This is a genomic window from Ralstonia mannitolilytica (assembly GCF_000954135.1).
Classification (GTDB): Bacteria; Pseudomonadota; Gammaproteobacteria; order Burkholderiales; family Burkholderiaceae; genus Ralstonia; species Ralstonia mannitolilytica.
In genome coordinates, this window is sequence record NZ_CP010801.1 from 24,715 (window position 1) to 42,733 (window position 18,019).

The 18,019-nt window shown below is 62.0% G+C and carries 23 protein-coding genes; 17 read left to right on the top strand and 6 right to left on the bottom strand.

What is annotated here, in order from left to right:
• Window positions 1-263 precede the first annotated feature (263 nt).
• Window positions 264-494, bottom strand: a complete 231-nt coding sequence (locus TK49_RS22805; RefSeq protein WP_024542385.1) for a hypothetical protein — start codon at window positions 492-494, stop codon at window positions 264-266.
• A 102-nt stretch (window positions 495-596) separates the two neighbouring features.
• On the opposite strand from TK49_RS22805, the gene TK49_RS22810 reads away from it, so the two are divergent.
• From TK49_RS22810 to TK49_RS23835, 17 genes are all read left to right on the top strand, one after another.
• Window positions 597-1,064 carry a hypothetical protein gene (locus TK49_RS22810; protein ID WP_157774038.1) on the top strand — a complete coding sequence of 156 codons (468 nt, stop codon included), beginning with the start codon at window positions 597-599 and terminating at the stop codon, window positions 1,062-1,064.
• Between the two features lie 11 nt (window positions 1,065-1,075).
• On the top strand, window positions 1,076-1,588 hold the full coding sequence (locus TK49_RS22815; protein WP_045787942.1) for a helix-turn-helix domain-containing protein: 513 nt from the start codon (window positions 1,076-1,078) through the stop codon (window positions 1,586-1,588).
• A complete protein-coding gene (locus TK49_RS22820) occupies window positions 1,585-3,330 on the top strand; it encodes a hypothetical protein (RefSeq protein WP_045220611.1) in 1,746 nt (581 codons plus the stop codon). Before TK49_RS22815 ends, TK49_RS22820 begins: the two co-directional genes overlap by 4 nt.
• Window positions 3,331-3,347: 17 nt before the next feature.
• The gene (locus TK49_RS22825) at window positions 3,348-4,169 is read left to right on the top strand and encodes an ATP-binding protein (protein WP_045220613.1); all 822 of its coding nucleotides are present in this window, start codon (window positions 3,348-3,350) and stop codon (window positions 4,167-4,169) included.
• Between the two features lie 207 nt (window positions 4,170-4,376).
• The gene (locus TK49_RS22830) at window positions 4,377-5,189 is read left to right on the top strand and encodes a hypothetical protein (RefSeq protein WP_045220615.1); all 813 of its coding nucleotides are present in this window, start codon (window positions 4,377-4,379) and stop codon (window positions 5,187-5,189) included.
• Between the two features lie 200 nt (window positions 5,190-5,389).
• Window positions 5,390-6,604, top strand: coding sequence for a hypothetical protein (locus TK49_RS23820; protein WP_052698649.1), 1,215 nt, complete (start codon window positions 5,390-5,392; stop codon window positions 6,602-6,604).
• A 108-nt stretch (window positions 6,605-6,712) separates the two neighbouring features.
• The gene (locus TK49_RS22840; protein ID WP_045220617.1) at window positions 6,713-8,065 is read left to right on the top strand and encodes a hypothetical protein; all 1,353 of its coding nucleotides are present in this window, start codon (window positions 6,713-6,715) and stop codon (window positions 8,063-8,065) included.
• 106 nt (window positions 8,066-8,171) lie between these two features.
• Window positions 8,172-8,861, top strand: a complete 690-nt coding sequence (locus tag TK49_RS22845) for a hypothetical protein (protein WP_045220619.1) — start codon at window positions 8,172-8,174, stop codon at window positions 8,859-8,861.
• A gap of 117 nt (window positions 8,862-8,978) precedes the next feature.
• Window positions 8,979-9,485 carry a hypothetical protein gene (locus TK49_RS22850; RefSeq protein ID WP_157774039.1) on the top strand — a complete coding sequence of 169 codons (507 nt, stop codon included), beginning with the start codon at window positions 8,979-8,981 and terminating at the stop codon, window positions 9,483-9,485.
• Between the two features lie 150 nt (window positions 9,486-9,635).
• Window positions 9,636-10,361 (top strand): hypothetical protein, encoded by a 726-nt coding sequence (locus TK49_RS22855; protein ID WP_024542381.1) that lies wholly within the window; start codon window positions 9,636-9,638, stop codon window positions 10,359-10,361.
• Window positions 10,362-10,468: 107 nt separating this feature from the next.
• Window positions 10,469-12,283, top strand: a complete 1,815-nt coding sequence (locus TK49_RS22860) for a DUF4942 domain-containing protein (RefSeq protein ID WP_024542380.1) — start codon at window positions 10,469-10,471, stop codon at window positions 12,281-12,283.
• A 140-nt stretch (window positions 12,284-12,423) separates the two neighbouring features.
• Entirely contained in the window at window positions 12,424-12,657 is a 234-nt protein-coding gene (locus tag TK49_RS22865) for a hypothetical protein (protein WP_024542379.1), read from the top strand.
• 21 nt (window positions 12,658-12,678) lie between these two features.
• Window positions 12,679-12,933 (top strand): hypothetical protein, encoded by a 255-nt coding sequence (locus TK49_RS22870; RefSeq protein WP_024542378.1) that lies wholly within the window; start codon window positions 12,679-12,681, stop codon window positions 12,931-12,933.
• Window positions 12,934-12,950: 17 nt separating this feature from the next.
• Window positions 12,951-13,346 (top strand): hypothetical protein, encoded by a 396-nt coding sequence (locus TK49_RS23825; protein ID WP_024542377.1) that lies wholly within the window; start codon window positions 12,951-12,953, stop codon window positions 13,344-13,346.
• Window positions 13,347-13,363: 17 nt separating this feature from the next.
• Complete coding sequence (locus TK49_RS23830; RefSeq protein WP_024542376.1) at window positions 13,364-13,933, top strand: hypothetical protein; 570 nt, start codon at window positions 13,364-13,366, stop codon at window positions 13,931-13,933.
• 25 nt (window positions 13,934-13,958) lie between these two features.
• Window positions 13,959-14,261, top strand: a complete 303-nt coding sequence (locus tag TK49_RS22885) for a hypothetical protein (RefSeq protein ID WP_024542375.1) — start codon at window positions 13,959-13,961, stop codon at window positions 14,259-14,261.
• Entirely contained in the window at window positions 14,258-14,794 is a 537-nt protein-coding gene (locus TK49_RS23835; protein ID WP_024542374.1) for a hypothetical protein, read from the top strand. The genes TK49_RS22885 and TK49_RS23835 overlap by 4 nt, the downstream gene beginning before the upstream one ends.
• Before the next feature lie 610 nt (window positions 14,795-15,404).
• Here the strand turns inward: TK49_RS23835 and TK49_RS22895 are convergent.
• From TK49_RS22895 to TK49_RS22915, 5 genes are all read right to left on the bottom strand, one after another.
• Entirely contained in the window at window positions 15,405-15,899 is a 495-nt protein-coding gene (locus TK49_RS22895) for an outer membrane lipoprotein (protein ID WP_052698651.1), read from the bottom strand.
• A 120-nt stretch (window positions 15,900-16,019) separates the two neighbouring features.
• Entirely contained in the window at window positions 16,020-17,006 is a 987-nt protein-coding gene (locus tag TK49_RS22900; protein WP_045220628.1) for a hypothetical protein, read from the bottom strand.
• A gap of 104 nt (window positions 17,007-17,110) precedes the next feature.
• A complete protein-coding gene (locus TK49_RS22905; protein WP_024542372.1) occupies window positions 17,111-17,485 on the bottom strand; it encodes a hypothetical protein in 375 nt (124 codons plus the stop codon).
• A 1-nt stretch (window position 17,486) separates the two neighbouring features.
• Window positions 17,487-17,675, bottom strand: a complete 189-nt coding sequence (locus tag TK49_RS22910) for a hypothetical protein (protein ID WP_024542371.1) — start codon at window positions 17,673-17,675, stop codon at window positions 17,487-17,489.
• 1 nt (window position 17,676) lies between these two features.
• A complete protein-coding gene (locus TK49_RS22915; RefSeq protein ID WP_024542370.1) occupies window positions 17,677-17,919 on the bottom strand; it encodes a hypothetical protein in 243 nt (80 codons plus the stop codon).
• Window positions 17,920-18,019 lie beyond the last annotated feature (100 nt).

Here is an 18,019-nt window from a genome sequence, read left to right on the forward strand (position 1 = left end):
CGCCCGCGCTGGCACTTGTCCGGGCGGTCGTCGCGCGGCTCAGCGCGGCTCGCGACCCCGAGCAGCGGGTCCCGCCACCAAGGCGGAACACTGCGGCGCCCCTGAATGGTCCACCCCTCTGCAAGCCGCTTTTCAGTGTGTTGACTGTGGGCCCGGCGAGTGTCGACACCTTGACGGACACCCTGCTGGTAACCGTTTCCCGCTAGAACGGACTTGGGCCGCACGCCTCTTCCGGTCGGCACCGGGAGGTGCCGACGGCTTGGTCAGCAAACGTTCAAGAGCATCGGGTGGCGGCGCGTGACGGTTCCTTCGAACACCACCCACGGCAAGTTGAGAACGGTATCCACGTCGAATGAGCCGCCGCCGTCGCGACTGGCGTACATGCCGATGATGCGCTCAGGCTGTGCACCCTCCGGTGCGCCAGGCGCAAAGTACATCGTGGCGTTCCACGCCAATCCCTCGGCCGTGATGCCATCGACCAACTGGCTGTCCATGCTGTCCCACTCCTCATTGGTTTGCAGACAGGCTGCAATATGCAGCCGCTTGTCGTCTTGCGATGAAAAGCAGGAGACATATTTTTACTTTGCCTAACCAACTTGACAGACGCAACGCAAAAAACCAGAATCCAAGAATTACTAACGCGAGCAACGCCAGAAATTGGCGATATTCATGCCATGGGACAACGCAAAGTCAAAGACCTTGGGATTCTCGGCGAAAGGCAGCTGCGCCAGGTGAGTCTCACTGCGCGAGGCATGTACGCGGAGCTTGTGTACCTGATTTCCGGCAATGACATGGGCAGCGAGTCGTTTGGCCGGATGCAGCTGGAGCCTGGCTGGATTTCCCGCCATGTTGGTGTCTCGGAGCAGGATGCGCAGCGGCTCCTGAGCGAGTTGCAAGAGGCCATGCTGATTCGGGTTGCGCGGGCTGGTGGCGGCTACGAGATCGAGGTGCCGGCGCTCATCCGAGCTCGAGATCTCTCGGTGAAGCGGGCGGCTGCAGGGCGCCGAGGCGGTAATCCTGCGCTACGCAAGGTTGTGACATACAGCGCTGAACTGGGGGCGTGAGGACTGGCGACATGGGAAAGAAAAGCAAATCCACCGAGAGTTCGCGTTGTCTGCCCTCCAGTCTGTGGGAGTGGCCGCAGGTGTGTGAGATGAGCGCGATGGGCAAGCTCGTCTACTTGTTCTTGGTCACAGGCACGATGTCTCGCAAGACTCCGCCGGGCATTGCGTGCGCTGGCATTGCGACGATCGCCGAGGCGGTGTCCGCAGATCGTGAGCAAGTCGTCGAGGCACTTGGCGAACTGGAGGATCTGGGCGTCATCGTGCGAGATCAGGCAACCCATGTGATTTGGCTGCCAGGCTGGATGGAAGCTGCCGAGCCGCCTGCCAATCCAAACGTTCTCATCCATCGGCTTCGCAGCGCGGACCAGATCCCGGAATGCGCTCTTCGGGACCGGTGGGTGCAGGAAATGCTGGAGCACGCGCAACGACGCGGAGCCGCTTTCGCGCGCGCGGCGGGCAAAGCCATTGACCCCGCGTTGTTGCCGCAGTCGGTGGCGGATGAGCTCGTCGGAGACTATGCATGAGAAAAGCAGCAGAGTCCGGCGGCTCGTTGCGGCCTGAAGGGCTTTATCGTCGCATCTATTGCCGGATGTGGAGCGACCAGCGGTTCACGGGGCTGTCGCGCGACGCGCAGCTGCTGTGGGTATTCATGCTCACGGGTCCGCACACGAGCAAGATCCCGGGCCTGTTTCGGCTCGGCAAGTCCACTGCGGCCGAAGAGATGCGCATGGAGCTCGACGAGTTTGTGCAGACGTGGTCTGAAATCGAGTCGGCGGGCATGGCACGGGCGGACTGGGCGGCGCGCATGGTCTTCATCCCCCGCGCGGTCGTCTACAACCCGCCCGAGAGTCCTAGCGTGGTGATCTCATGGGGGCGAGCATTCCGCGACATCCCGGAATGCGATCTTCGCAATGTTGCACGGACTCATCTGGCGCACTTCATCTGCCAACTTGGCAAGGGCTTTGCCGAAGCCTTCAAGACTGCATTCGACGATGAGCCGAACCGCTTGTTCATGGACCGCGATCAGTCGATGACGAACCCTCCGAAGGCAGGGCGGGCCCCCTCGATGTCTGGGTCGGCCAAGGGGCCCAAAAAGCCGGCCGTTGAATCTGCGAGAAACGGTTACCAGCAGGGTGTCGGCCAGGGTGACTCACAGGGTGGTTTGCAGGGGGGGCTTCAAGGTGCCAATCAGGGGCAATCTTCAGCCCAGACAGCGGGCGGCGCAGATGCCTCCCACGGTGAAGGCGTGACGCGCGATCCTGTGGATGGCGACGATGCTGAGACCTCGAAAAATCAACGCTTCGGGGTTGATACTGGAAACGGTTACCCGCAGGGTGTCGGCCAGGGTGATAGGCAGGGTGACGGACATACCCCCCCTCATAAGCATAAGCAGGAGCATTTAGGTAAACCATCCCCTAAAGGGGATATGACGGACCTGCTTACGCAGGATCCTCCCTTCAAGCTGCCAGCGGCGCAGTCGTTGGATGGATCCGCCCCAACGCTTGAGACGCTCGGACCGATCCCCTGTCCCCACACGCAGATCATCGACCTGTACCACCGCATGTTGCCGCGTTTGCCAAGGGTGCTGCCCTCACGGTGGAGGGGGTCTGATTCGGAGACGCATCTGACCGCCCGTTGGCGCGAAGGGTTGGAAGCCGGCAAGCGGGGCGTTGGCATTGAGGAGTTCGGCTTTGCGACGCGTGAGCAGGGGCTGGAGGCGCTCGAGCATTTCTTCGGTCTGGTTGCCGCAAGCCGCTTCCTGCATGGCGAAAACGACAAGAACTGGACGGCGGACTTGCGCTGGTTGCTGCGGCCGACCAACTTCAACAAGGTCCTCGAGGGCCGATACACGGCTGGCTCGGACAAAGCCAGCGGCGCCGGTAAGGTGTCGCGGCTCGGCGTGCAGCCGGGCGATAGCTACAACCGATTCGATCACTTCCCCGCTGCTCCGGGAGGAGGCCCGGAGGATCGCCGCGTGCTGCGCTTTGACGGCGGGCTGTACTTGCTTGGCGAGGACTGCGTGCTCCTTGACGCAATCGACGCGGATCTGGTCCAGCGCACGCTGGCCGAGCTTGAGCCCTATGGCCAAGTCGTGCAGGTGGGGATCGATCGATTGCCCGAGCGCGTGGCCAAGATGCGCACGGACAGGCAGCGCGGCTGGCTGCAGAGCCCGCCGATCCCACTGCGCCCAGAGGAACTGCCGGATTTCCCCCCGGTCGTCGCGGCCGCGCGGGCGGCCAATGACCGCAGCGTGACGGCGTTCTGATCTCGAGGGAGGCGACCATGACCCCGAACACACGCAGCGCGGGCCTGCATGCGGCACTGGCCCGTCTGCAGCAGACCCTGGCCGATCGTCAGCCCGGTGTGGTTGAACAGGCGATGCCCGCTGAGGCACCCCACGAAAGGGTGGAGCGTTGCGAGCGCCACGGCGCGTGGCGGCCGTACAAGCTGGATGCGCAGGGGGTTCTGCGGGCGCTGCCCGGCTGCCCGTCTTGCTCCCGCGAATCTGGTCTGCGCGTGATGGACACCGAAAGCCAGACACCGGCGATATTCGCCGATGCAACGTTCGAGACATACGCGTGCTCGTCGCGGCGGCAGGAGGTCGTCGTGATGGAGATCAAGCGCCACGCGCAGAGGCTGGCCGATGCGGAAAGCGCAGGCAGCCTTGTGTTGTGGGGCGAGAGCGGCACGGGTAAGACGCACTTGGCGATCGCACTGTTGCGCAAATGTCAGCTGGCCGGGCTCTCCGGGCACTACGTGCGCGCAATCTCGCTGATGGATCGCCTGCGCGCAGCGCGCAGCTTCAATGCCAGGCCCGAGGAAGCGCAGCTGGTCGATCGGCTGGCCGCCGTTGACGTGCTGGTGGTCGACGACGTCGGCAAATCGCTGGGCAATGACTTCGAGCGCTCCAGCTTCTTCAATGTCATCGACATGCGGTGGGGCGCTCGCAAGCCGACGATCGTGACGACGAATGAGCCGCCTGAGGTCTTGCGCGACCTTCTCACACCGGCTGGCTTTGACCGATTGACGGAGGCCGGCGCGGGTGTGCTGCACCTGGACTGGCCGAGCCACCGCCGTATGCGCCTGGCGTCATCTGCTAGCTGAGCGAGAGAGACATGACAGAAAAACACCACCTTGGAGCGATGAGGCGGGGCAACACAGCCACTCGAAGTCATTGCGTATCCGATGGGAGCCGGAAAGGAGGGAAATCGCTTGGCAGGGCTGTAAACCGGCTTGGCGGGCAAGTTGGCATGGCGGCGCCGTTTGCGAGTGGTCTTTGCGTGGACGCAGAGCACTCGTGGGAGGTGAGGCATGCAGATGCAAACTGATCGCGCCGAGCCGCGTGGCCACGCCGGCGCTCTTACATCGACCGCGACGCGTGTGGACCTTATCGACGTCATGTTCCCGACCCGGGCCCAATCCAGGGAATGGCTCCAGTCTCTGCCAAGCATCCCTACGGGGTCAGCCAAGGACAAGCACGCGCGCCTGGTAGCCCGTGTCCGCATGCGCCTGGTGACGTCGGGAGGTCAAGTGAATCACGGGAACCTGACTTGCGAAGACGCCAGCGCGGCACCGGCGGTCGAAGGCATCGGCTACCTGCTGCGCACAGGACGGGCGGCTAACGCTCCTCGGTATCGCCTGATTTCCGACACGGTCGCCGAACAGGGGGGCGAGGGCGGACGAGTTCCTGCGGTCCGGCTCACGGAGTTCACGGCGGACGAGTCGCTGGCCATCGAGCAAGCGCTCTCTGAACGTCGTCGAGGTCATCGCGGCGGCCTGGGCCGTTGCCAGGGAAGAAAAAGCGTTGACGGCGTGGCCTACCCGCGGCGAATCATGGTCACGCTGCGGCAGGCGGACGTGGCCATCTTGCTGCGACTGGGCAACGGCAACGTCTGCGCGGGCATGCGCGAGCTGGCCAAGCGGTTCGCCGAGCTGCCCGATCTGCTTGAGATGGCGGGAGATGGCGGTGCCACCGATCCCGCGGCTTCCAAGAGCACCACAGTCCGGCGTAACCGCTTCTCAGCCAGGCTGGATCCGAAGTCGGAGGAGGTTTTGCGCGCCGCCGGCGGCGGTGTGCTGTCGCAGGGGATCTCGCGGGCGCTGGTGCGTGTGAGCCAGTGCTGAACCCGGGCGCATCCCGGTCGGGCAATCAACCGCCGAAAGGGATGTGTCTTCCCCAAAGACCTTCTCGCAGCGGATTTTTATGGTCTGCCGCTGACAACAAATCGGGAACCCCGGCATTCCGCCGGCCAGTTTCACTCTCGACGACAGTTCCGTATATGACGCGGACAGGATGGTCGAGGATACCAATTGGAGAATTTTGTATGACAGCAGAAGAGCAGATCAAACAGGCTGAGAATCTGGCGCAGGAGCATGGCGACGGAACGGTGACGCCGATCTTCACCCACGCTTCCTCCCGGGCAGCGCTGGGGTTGAGCGATGAAAGAGTCCTTGCTGTGGCAGCAGCGCTGGAATCTGCGCGCGTCTTTATCCGAAATGGTGTCGAATTGGGTTATATCCGCATGCCCGACACGGACTGTCCTGATCCGGCACACGGTACGTTGCCGCTCATTGAACGCGCCATGCACATGCTGTCCCGCGCTCCTGCCGCGACAGTGGCCGAGCCGAGCGGCGCCAATTTAGAAGGATTGGCAAAAGCCCTGTTGGCACCTCGTGAGATCGTGCGCGATGCGCAAGGCTGGCTGGACCATCCCGCATTGCCGGTGTGCGATGAAAATGTGCGTTTCGATGAACTGCTCGGCGCGTTCGGCCTGGAAACCTATTTTCGCGCCATGGATGGCGACATCGACTGCGATGCTTATGAGCGCATTGTTGATGCTGGTAATGGGTGCGCTGAGTGGACGCCAACGCCACCGGAGGGTGAGGGCTGGACGCTGCTGACAGTCTATGAAACCGAGGACGGCCCGTATGCGATGTTCGCGCGCCAGAAACAGCCGGAGCCGCGCAAACGCTACCGAAAATCCGCCCAGCAGCAGGCCGAGCCGAGCGACGCAGAATCGGCGCTTGCCCGCCTTCGCTACAAAGCCTGCCGAAACGCAGAAAAGCTGGAAGTGAACGCCGCAGACTTGCGAGCATTGATCGGACACGTGGATGCGCTGCACGCGCAAGCCTATATGGCCGCCCAGCAGCACCCCGCTCCAGTTGTAAAGGACTCCTTGACTGCTTGGCAGGGCGTGGCGGTGGGGGATGAAGCGATTGAACGCGCTGCAATTGCCATGCACGCATTGCGTCGTGATCTTGCGAACGGTGTAGGCGATCGCTCATTTGATATGGAGTTCGACGATCTCCACGACGAGATCAAAAAAGTGGACCGAGGCCTTGCTCGGGCCGCTATCACTGCCGCCCAGTCCGGCCAGCGGGCGGGCGTGGCCATTGATGACGTGCTGATGGTGCGCGATCTGATGCGACGGGGGATGCTGGTGCCAGACACACCGGAAGGCTGGCGCGCCGCTCTTGAACCGTTCGCCGCCCCCACGCAGCAGCATTCCGGTGCAGGCCTGAAGCAAAAGCAACAGTGATCCAATCCCGCCGCGCGTCTATGACGTCGGCGGGATTTTTTTCAGCCGAAACCTACAACCATCTGGGAATCCCGGCATTTCGCCGGATCTTGATCCCTGGAGATGGACATGCAAAACACGATTACCGACAAGCAAATCGAAGTCGCAGCACGAGCGATCGCCGCTCGTCGTGCGAACGCGGCGCAGCTGTCGCCGGAGCAGTTCTACGAGGCACATCAGGGCGATCTGACACGGGACGCGCGTGCAGCGCTCGAGGCGGCAGCCTTGTCGCCGATAGCGCCGCGCGTGTGCAACACGTGTCACGGGACAGGCGTGCATAAGGCCCACAACTGGACGACAGGCAATATGGAGGATCGTGAATGCCATGCCTGTTCGGCCAACGTTTCTGCAGTTGCTGTCACGGCCCAGCCTGAAACGTCGGACCGCCAGTGGCTCCTCAAGCTTGCCGGCCTGAAGCGTTCGGAAATCCTCGGTGGCGAGTGGACGACCGTGGGCGCAGAAACGAGCCTCTTCGACCTGCTAGACGAGCACCTGCGCGCCAACCCCTCGGCACTGGATTCCGAAAGCACCGGTCTCCCGCTGGTGTGGACGGATGAGCGCATCAAAGCAGCGGCCCATCGTCTGTGGTTGCTAGAAGGCCAAGGGCTGCGCAAACAGTCCGACTACGAGCAAGAGTTGCAGTCCATCCTTGCGGGTGCGCCTGCCGAGCCGCAGGATGCGCAGGAGCGGTCAGATGCCCGGTCCGAGCCGACCCAGCAACTGGTCGCGCTAGCTGCCGTGCCTGCCGTGGCGTCGGAAGAGTTGGTCTTCGTGCCGCGCGGCTTGCTGACTTCAGCCTGCGACATCATCCGCCGTGCTGGTTATGCAGACAACTGCGTAACGCTGAAAGGACTGCGGACAGCCGCTCTGCAACCTTCCACCCAGCAGCAGGCCGGGCCCAACGCACTGCGCCCAGACTTCACCGGCATCGAAGACATGCGCATCGGCGATATGACGCCAGCGCAGCGCGACGACAGCAAGGAACTCTGGCTGCGCAACAATCTTGGGTTCATGACGGACTACTACCACGAGCACCTGCAATTCCTGCTACGCCGGTTGGACGAGGCCCGCACCTTGGCCACGTCTGCACGGCCGTCGGGAGACGAACTGCAGGCGGTGCGCGACATGCTCGAAGATGCGCGCGCCGAACTGGACATGGTCCGCAAGGCGCTTGGCGTGGGCGACGAGCCGCATCAGTCGTTGGCAGAGCGCACTCTTCAGGCGGCGTTGAAGGCCGGTCATGCGGCCCCGGGGAAGGACACGGAGCGGCTTGATGCAATCGAAGCTGGAATCGAGCTCAGCCGGCGCGTCAACCCGGATTCCTGGACGGCACGACCATTGTTCAAATCGTGGCCCAAGGGCGCGGAATTCCAGACCGCCCGGGAGGCTATCGACTTTGCCATCAAGCTCAACCAGCATTGAACCGAACCCGCTGCGCGTCTCAGACGCCAGCGGTTTTTTTTGTCGGGTGTCGGGCAACCAATGCTGAACGCTGGCATTTCGCTGGCAACCGACCAAGGAAAATTGAATGGACAACCCGAATACCGAAGCAACAATTGAGCGCTCGCCCGTGGGCCTGAGGCTCGGTGCGCAAGCACTCGCGGCAGAGATCGCGGAGGCAGTTTTCAAGGATGAGCAGCCAGAGGCGGGAGGCTGCGATATTGGCGCAGGCATGTTCGGTCCGAACTTCTCAGCCTTGATCCGGAAGATTGCCACCGAATATTTGGCTCGGCCCGCTGCAGAGGCTACGCTGAATATCCTATCCCGGAAAGAATCGAGGTTCAGGGTTCCGTCCATTGATAGCCCCCACCGAAAATTCTGGGAGCACCTCAAGGCCGGCGGCCGCGTATGGCGTGACGACCGGATCAACGGCGTCAAGGAATGGCTTGATCTTGAACGGCTCGGAGGCGATGCGAACGAGATCAACCGCTACGGCCACAAAGACCTTTCGCTGACCGGCCCTGAGATCGATGTGACGCTGCCGCTTTACGACAGCGACGGCTACGAGCACCATTTCGTGACCCGCAGTACACGCGAGATCGTGACCAAACGTTCCGGCCTCTTCTGCGTATGGGATGCCAGGACGGGAAGCTGTCTTCGATCAGGCGCTGAAGGGTGCTATCTGGGCAACACGCCGCTTTCAGACGAAGAGATGGAGCGCCGCAAGCAGGAAGGCGCTCGAATTCTCACTGAGATCCGCGCCGCGGCTGACACCTGAAGCGTACGACTAATCTAGCCCCCCGCGCATCGCGCCGGGGGGCTTTTTCTTTCGTCCGCGCTCGACAACCAACCCTGAACCCGGCAATTCCGCCGGCACTGAGTTGGGAGAGCGATCATGCAACAACCTGTGCAGCAATCGGCCAGTGTTCTGGCTCGCTACCGGACGCGCGGCTGGGCCCGCATCTGCGACAAGGCAGCCGAGCTCGATCCGAAATTTGCGCAAGTCCTGCGCGAATCGGCGCGGCCGGCGCAAATTGCCTACCAGAAGATCATGGGCCGGCACGAAGGCAATCCGGTGGGCGTCGAGTGCCGCGCCGTCAAACGCGAGGCGTGGGCTTTCGTCCTGGCGGATGTCAGCTGTCCCGGTCGATTCCGCATCCAGTATTTCGACCTGGACGGGTTCTCTGGGCATTACGTCCACAAGACGCTCGAGGAGGCCGTCGAAGACATGGTGACGAGCGGCTACCGCCAGATCGACACCGGCGCTCTTGACCGCGTGGCGGCCACCGAGCGGTGGGCGCTCGGTGTCAAGCGCTCAGCAATCATGCAGCGGCACCAGTCCGGGATGATCGATTGGGCGACGGCGGTTGGTGAGCTTTCCATCCTGCAGACAAATTCCTGAAGAACTGCACTGACAAGCTGCACGACTTCTGAATGAAACCGACCGTCCGCGCGCCACCAAGGCACGAGGACATCTCAACAACTCTTGCGGGAAAGCACATCTTTCCCTCCCTGGGATTGGTGTGCTCAACATGCGAATGAAGGAGCAACAATGAACACCATTTCCAAGAAGGTAGAAGACCTGGTTCTCGGCAATCGCGTCGACCTCAAGTCGTGCCCGTTTCTCAATAATCACCCCATTGCCGAGAGCGAGTATGCCGTCGTGACCTACATTGAAAGGGCAGTGCCTGGATGCGTCGTCATCGGCTATGAGGGCATCGATCACGTGGGCTACCAACTTGGCACCTCTGTCCAGGTGCGCGCACCGAAAGACGTACCCGATCCCATCGTCAAGGTTCACCCTCTCGGCAAACCGGAAGAATGGGAGGAGTGGCATATCTCCCAGAATCTGACCGATCGGTGGGGCGATCTCAACCACTACGACGCGGACAACAAGCCGCTGGACCTGCTGGCTGATGATGACGGCCTGCTCGAGCGTCTGGTCAACCAGATGTGGGGCGAATCGACCTTCGTGGTTCGCAAGGATGGCAAGTTCGGCATCCTGTTCGAGGTCGAGTTTTGCTCGCTGGAGAGCGAGGAACCGGAGAAGGAGAATTCGCCCGACTGGTATGCCACGCTCAAGCCGCACACCGAAGTCGTCAAGGCATTGCTGGAAGGCATGCATCCGCTGGCCGAGAAGTTTCCCAACGTGCAATTTGCCGTTCCCGACGAGGAAGTGATCATCAACGACCGGCCCGCCGCCTGGGCGTTTGTACCCGATGGCCTGCTGAACAAGGAACAGCGCAAAGAGCTTGGCAACGCATTGCTTGGCCTCTAGGTCCACCCCCAGCCCCCGCGCAGCTTTGCTGCCGGGGGTTTTTGTATTCCCCAGGCTCGACAACCACCTCCGAACCCCGGCATTCCGCCGGTCACGAGGAGATCAAAATGGTTGACGAGTTTCAGTTTTTCCCCACCCCCGCAGGCCTGGCTGCCCGCATGATCGCCAAGTTCAGCACCCACCCCTGGGGCCGCGACGCTCGCGTGCTCGAGCCCTCGGCCGGTGACGGCGCGCTGGTGCGGGCCCTGGTCGACGCAGCAAAAGCAGAGCGCAATGCGTGGATGGTCAAGCATCACACCTACTTCCGCATGGACGACCTGCACGTCGATTTCATTGAGCTCGACATGGGCAAGCACGACGCCCTCAAATCGATCGATGACGTGCGCGGCGAGGTGATCGGCCTGGACTTCCTTCAATTCTCGGGAAGCCTGGCAGCCTACACGCACGTTCTGGCCAACCCGCCGTTCGCAGCAGGCGTGCACCACCTGCTGAAGGCCTGGGATGGCCTGTTCGATGGCGAGATCGTGTGTCTGCTCAACGCCGAAACCATCAAGAACCCGTTCTCGAAGGAGCGCCAGCGCCTCGTGCGCCTGATCGAGGCTCATGGCGACGTGGAGTTCATCCAGGATGCGTTCAAGGGCGAGGGCGTCGAGCGGGAGGCCGATGTCGAAGTGGCCATTGTCCGTCTTGCGAAGAAGGCAGACTTGCAGCGCGACATCATCGGCTCGGTGCTGGATAGCCTGGCTGAAGACTCCCTGGCCGAAACGGGGGGCGCCGGCGATGCGCATGCCATCGGCGACGATCGACAGTTGGCGATCCCTGGAGACGTGATCGTGCGCACGGAGCGCGCGTTCAAGGCAGCTGTCACCTCCATGCGCGAATGCGTCATAGCTCAGGCGCGCGCGAGCTACGCAGCACGCCTGGTCGGCCAGACGCTGGCGCAGCGCAATGGCGAGGATAAGGGCGATCCGCAAGGCGACCTCATCCAGACTATCCGTGAAGGCATCGCCAAGGGCTATGACGAGCTCAAGGATCGGGCATGGTCTGAGGTGCTGCGTTCCACCGAGGTGTCAGCGAAGCTCTCCAGCAAGGCGCAGCAGCGTCTCGAGGCAGACTTCCAGCGCATCAAGCGGCTGGACTTCAGTGCCTCCAACGTCTACTCGTTCCTGATCGGTCTGATCGATGCGCGGGGAGACATGCTGGTGCAAATGGCCTGCGAGGTGTTCGACGAGATCACGAGGTATCACTCGGAGAACAGGGTGTATTACGAAGGTTGGAAGAGCAACGATCGGCACCGCACGGCCGGCTGGCGCATCAAGCACACGCGATTCATCCTGCCGCACTTCAAGGCTGATTATTCTTGGAGCAAGCGTCCGTCGTACAGCATGGTGCAAAGACTGGCCGACTTCGACAAAGTCTTCGCCGCCCTGGACGGGAAGGAAGTCTCCAGCATCTATGGTCTCTCCGCCATGTTCGAGCGCGAGTGCGAGAGCTTGGCTCATGGCGAGCGCAGGTCGAGCGCGTACTTCGACGTCCGCTGGTATCCCGGAAAGGGGACAGTGCACATCTTCCCGCGCAACCAGCAGATGATGGATCGGCTCAACCGCCTGGTCGGCCGCACGCGGGACTGGCTGCCGCCGCGCGATGAGATGGTCGCGAAGGACTTCTGGCTCGCCTACGAGCGGGCCGAGAAGTTCGACGAGGAGGTGCGCGCGGAGGCTGCGCGTATGTCCCCGGGCGTGTCGATAGGTGCTGTCACCGGCCCTGAATGGGGCGACGAGAGCAGGACCACCCGGGCCCAGCATGCAGTGGCCAGCGCGTTCAACGCAATCGCTCGCAAGCATGGGCTGGATCCGCTTCCAGCGATCGCTTCATCCCACAAGGAGCCGGAGCAACTTCCACTGCTGGCGGTCGCAGCTTGACCAGTAGAACGTCCTTCAGACCAACCACCGCCGCGCCCTACCCAGGGCCGGCGGTGTTTTTTTTGCCTACCTTGACGCAATAAACAACACCAATCAAAATACAAACACATGCAACGTTTGCATGATTTGGAGATAGCGAGATGTACATCAACGGAATTTTCAGTCTCTCCGCGCTTGAGCGCGATCTGAACGAAGAGATTGTGCCGGCACTGAATCTCCCGCCGGATGGACCAGTTGGCACTTGGCTGGATTGGGTCGCGCAGGAGAAAGCCAATCGCCGACCGGACATTGCGTTCTACGACATCACTGTCGACGAGATCGAGGCGCAGATCCTGGAGGAGACCGGGCAAAGCGCTTCGAACCGAGTTAACTGAATACAACGAGGGAAATTCAAGATGGGACAAAACAACCAGGGGCAGAACACCCCCTTGTTCTCCGGGACAGGTTGGGAAGCCTATTCGGAGGGCACAGACGCGGACCCCTTTATTCGCGTGTACGACGAGCTCGGCGAGGGCATGTTCCGACTGCCCAGCTTGAACTGGTCGCATGAGCAAGTTGGTTGCGTGGTGTCCGTTTATAAGCATGGACTGAGTGACGGCATCCAGCTTGGCAAAGCTTCGGAACAGAAGCGCCTGGCATCGCAAACGTAGGACACAGGGGAGAACACTTGAACGCACGAGAGCGCCTGGTGGCCGCTGCTGAGTGGCTGGGCTGGAACGATCAAGACTTGAGCGCAGGCTTGCGTAATGCGTTTGATGGCCTGCGCCTGTATGACTACGCGCAGGCGCGTCGCGACCTCCCAGCCTTGGCTGATATGTGGCGGCCGGATGAGCGTATCGATGCGATCGGTTATGACCCCATGGCCCGCCAGTACCACGCTGCAGATACGAGCGGTGCGAACGAGGCGGCTATGGCGCTGGGAGTCGCCCGAGACCTCCTGAAATCGATCGCGTTCGTCAAGACCGAGGGCGATGCGAAGCGCCTCATCGCCGTCATTGACGAAATCGTTGAGCGCGCCCCCGGCGCACAAAGCGCAACCGCCAGCGACGAGGTTGCCGCATAGAGAGGGCTCGGAAAATCATGTCAACGTACACGGTCACTGAACGCTGCGGCTGTCGCATCGTCACCGGCGAGTTGCCGCTGTCAGCCATCGGCGTGCTGACGCACGGAATGAGCAGGAAGGCAGTAATGGACGCCAATCTTGCGAGGATGCTTGGCGCCACCTTCGTCGTCGGCGAGCCAGCTGATATTGACCGCCTTAAGGAAGATCCGTCGGTAGTGGCTGGAGCGCGGGATCGGGTCTCAGCCACCCACCATCACCTGTCAGATGCGGCACGAGCATGGCTCGCGACCGGTGAGCGTGGCATCAGCAGCGATGCAATGTTCGCCCGTCTCTCTGGCAGCGTCCCGCGGACCACGGCCACTCCGTCCGACACCGCTGATTTGAGGCGCTGCCGCCTTCTGCTCGAACAAGTGCCCGAGTTCCGGGCGAAATTCCCGATGATGGCCGATCTCTCTCCGACGTGGGCCGTATTAGTCCAGCGGTGGGATGAGCTTTGCACGTTGATGGACACTGAGACGCCAGAATGGCGCAAAGGCGGTGGCATCGCCGTGAAGACCTACCATCTCATGAAAGCGATCGGGTGTTGACGTGCGGCGGACCATCCACCTTGTCATGGCCGATTCGTTGTACGAGGGCAGCGATCCGGTGAAGGCGTTTGCAACGAAGCCCCAGGCAGAGGCTTTCGCGCTCAGGTGTCGAGCGTACGCCATGGCCCGACCGGAGTGCCCTGAGATCATTGCTGACACGCCCGAAAACGATGCCGAGTGGAAAAAGTACATGAAGCGCCAGCATCGGTGGCAAAGGCGCCATCCTGCCGGCGAAGACAGCGCGACGTGCAACGATTTCAGCGTCATGCCCATCGATCTGCAGGAACCGACTGATTTCGACGGAGTCGTGGAGGACCGCGCTTCATGAAGATGGCCCGCGCTTCTGAGGCTGACGTGGACGCTGCGCTTGAAGTGACGCGCATCCTCGATGACCTGCTCAAACGCTACATGCCGTCCAGTGGTTCGGATGAAGGGATCGTATGGTTTGACCAGGACGACCCTGACCAATGCCAAATCGCACTTGGCAGGCTACTGGACGCTGCGCGCAAGGGATCCATGTTCCGCGTGGTATTCGGCATGGCTGTCCTGCTCGATCCGCGCAACGAACTGCTGGACCCCGATGCAGACATGCTGGCTAGACATCCGAAAATCGTTCGCGCCATGAATGCGTGTAAGACCGGCAAACCGGCAGACGAACCTGCTCGACAACGCGCTCCCGGCCCGATCGAGGAAATCATGGCGCTGGCGGAGAAGTACGCCAACGACAAGGTAAAGATCCGTCTGGCACGCGTCACCGAGAGTTCCGCGGCGATAGCCCGGCGGGAGACCGAGCACGAACGTTCCCGCGTCGCGCTGCTCACCGCCCTTGAAGCCGCGTTTGAGCTCGGCGCTACCGCCTGAAGCGCTCACGTCCAATCCTGTCGAGCATCGCCCGGACAAAGCGGTCGGCGTAGGGCTGGGCGCTGTCATCCTGCAACGGCAGAAAAAAACAATCCCGCCAGCCGAAGCTGAGCGGGATTGTGTCGTCAGTGATGGGTGCGCAGCAAGGCTGGCACCGTACTCAGGTTGTCAAGAGAGCGCAACAGATCTTCCACATGACGGTCAGCGCCGCCATAGAAATGGATTGACCTGCGGAGCTCTTCTGCGCAACCGCGAGCCCAACGAGGGCTGATACGTGCTCTCATCAAGATGAGGTCCGGCGCAGCCGGGAGCATAGCGACGGTGTAGCGAGCCGGTTCGCCAAGCAGACGTGCAACAGTTTGAACAGACATGAATGCCTCCAATACCCCCTACGCTCGGGGGTGCAAGTTGGGAACCTCGTGGCGTAGTCCCGGTGATCAGCCAGGCGCGAGGCGATCCGCACCCTCAGAGGGAGAACTTGGATTCACTGGTTGTTGTCCAGTCAGAAGAGAAAAAAACGGGCGACTTCGCAGCCCTTGCTTGAAGGGCCCAAAAACAATCCCCGCCGGCCCAGAAAAGGGCCGTGCGGGGATGCGATCAGGTTGGGGGCTCAAAGCGGCATGATTCTCGCCACCTGGCCGAACCAGTTGCCGCCAACGATCTGGACGCGTTGTCCGAGGGCGACGTCCGTGTCACCTGCCTGGGTGACAGCCACCATCTGGCCGTTGTCCATCTTCACGGTGATCTGATTGCCATGGCGCTGGAAGGCTGTCTGAGCGACATGGCTCGCCGCAACATATCCGGCGATACCGGAGACGGCCGCGATGGCGAGTTTGCCGTTACCGCGGCCGACCTGCGAGCCAAGCAACCCGCCGGCGGCCGCGCCAGCGATACCCGTAGGTACAGTGGCGGACGTGTCGGCGGTGATGGTGACCGGCCGGATGGACAGTACGGTGCCAACCTGAACGTTCTGCAACTGCTGCGTCTGCTGCGGCGTGTACATCGAGGCGGAGGACGGATACCGCGCGCCCACATTCAGTGGCATCTGCGCACAACCGGTCAGGAAGGCCAGGGACAGAGTGAAAAGCATGGTGAAGTAACGCATGACGACTCCTTGAAGGGGCCGGCGAAATTGCCGGGATTCCGGAGTTGTTGTCGTGCGCGCGCATGAAAAAAACCGCTCCCACCCTGTTCGGGTGGTGAGCGGGTTGGGGCAAATCCCAGATCAGGCGACGATCTGGTAACCGGCGATATTCGCTGCTTCGTACATCGCCATGTGCGTGTCATCTTTCGCACCCACTTCGATGTCCCTCATGCGAAGGCCTTGCGGGTAGCGTTGGATCATCTTTGCCGTTTCGGCCGCAGGGTAGGGCAACGTGCCCTCCGGTACGAACGGCATGAGCAGCGTCGTCGCCTCGAGCACCCTTGCTTCGAGCGCGTGCTTGCGGAACGCAGCAATGCGGCTGTGGAAGGTGCCCGGGAGGTGGATTTCCCCGTCTGCTGCATCCTTCACAAACTGCGCTACAGCCGAGTAGGCGTAGCCGCGATGCACGAGCTTGCCCGGCTCGACTTCCTCATAGAGGTTGTCCGACGCCTGAGAGATGCGCACCAGGGGTGCGAACGTCTCGGTTGCCTTCTTACGCGCGCCGTGCGGAAACAGCGAGGCCTGTGCGTCGTAGGGATAGCCAAGCCTGTCCGGCGCAGACTTGAACACGCGCCACGCCGGGATCCGCTTGGAGCGGACAATGGCGGCAAGCACGTCGAATTCCGCAGGCAACTCGATCTCGATCGTCTGCCCCTGGTTCCAGGCGCCGCGCCTGGCTTCGTCCAGCGGATCGTCTTGCGACATGGTGTTGTCGAACGCGCGCTCCTCCCCGTCATTCCAGAAGAACGGTTTCATCGAGCGGTCCAGGCGCACTGTCGTCGTCGGACAAATGCTGGCCTGCTTCGCTGCGCGTTGCCAGCGCCGGATGTAGCTCTCGGGACGGCAGGGCCCAGAGCGCGGACGAAACAATCCGCCTTCGCAGCCGGCCGCGTGCGCAAAGATGGTCCGCAGTGCCTCGGGGCGGCGCCCGAAACCAGTGCACGACCAATGTGGGTTGTGGGGATAGACGTTGCTTTCGTAGTGCTCTTCCCAGAGCACAAAGGCATTGGTGCGGTCCGCCAGCGGCAGGACTTCGATGTGTTGACGGGTGAAAATGGTGGCGCCCATGGTGATCTCCTGATGGTCCCGGAATGCCCGGGGGTTCAGGAGGTAGTTGTGCGGCGCAGCCGAAGAAAAACCGCCCACCTGGAGATCCAGGAGGGCGGTTCGGGTCAAGAGCGGTGCCTGAGTAAGACATCGTCCGGCACACAGGCGCAGTGTCCCACCACATCGTCGAAGCTCAGTCGTGCACAGAAGCCCTTGATGCGCCAGCTTTCAGCCGGAAAGGAGCCAAAGACCTCGGAGTCCGGCGCGAGCCAGCGCATCGCCTGCTCAACCGTCTGAAACCGCCGGCGGCCGGCGTAACCCAGCTCCTGGTTGATCTCGAAGCCCAGCATCCTGCAACGATCCTTCGAAGGGATGCGCGTGAGGATGTCCAGCAATGGCGATTTCGGCACGATGCCCTTCGGCAACTGGCCAGTGGACCGAAAGCGCATGTACTCGGCGGGATGCCGCATCATGCGCTGGATTTGCTTGGTGGTCGCCATGTCATACCTCCTTTTTCTCGAAGGTGTCATACGGGGCGCCGACGGCATCCAGCAAGTTGCCGTGATCCACGCAGCTGCCGACGCGCTCCCGGATCGCCGCCGCAAGCTGCTGCGGTGTCACATCGCTCGCGTCTTCGGTCTGCGAATCGATTTCGAACGTAATGGCGTAAGCGTGGGTGTAGGTCGCCATGTCAGCATCCCTCCATGACCGGCAGGACCGTCTCGACCCACCAGGCACCGTTGGCGTCCAGGCGCAAGACGTGCAGGCTCGGCTTGCCATCGATCAGAATGGGAAGGCTGATGTGGCCGCCATTGATGCTTTCGATGGTCAGGTGCACGGGGAGTCCCTGCGCGTTATCGGCGATGGCCGACATCAGCTTCACCGCTTGCTGCTGCTTAAGGCGGATCTGAATTTCGGACTTGTTGTTGCTCATCAATCTCTCCTGAAGGGCCGGCGGAATGCCGGTGTTCGGGAGTAGTTGCGTCGTATGGCTGAAAGAAATCCCCCGGCAGCGTGATGCTGCTCGGGGGAGT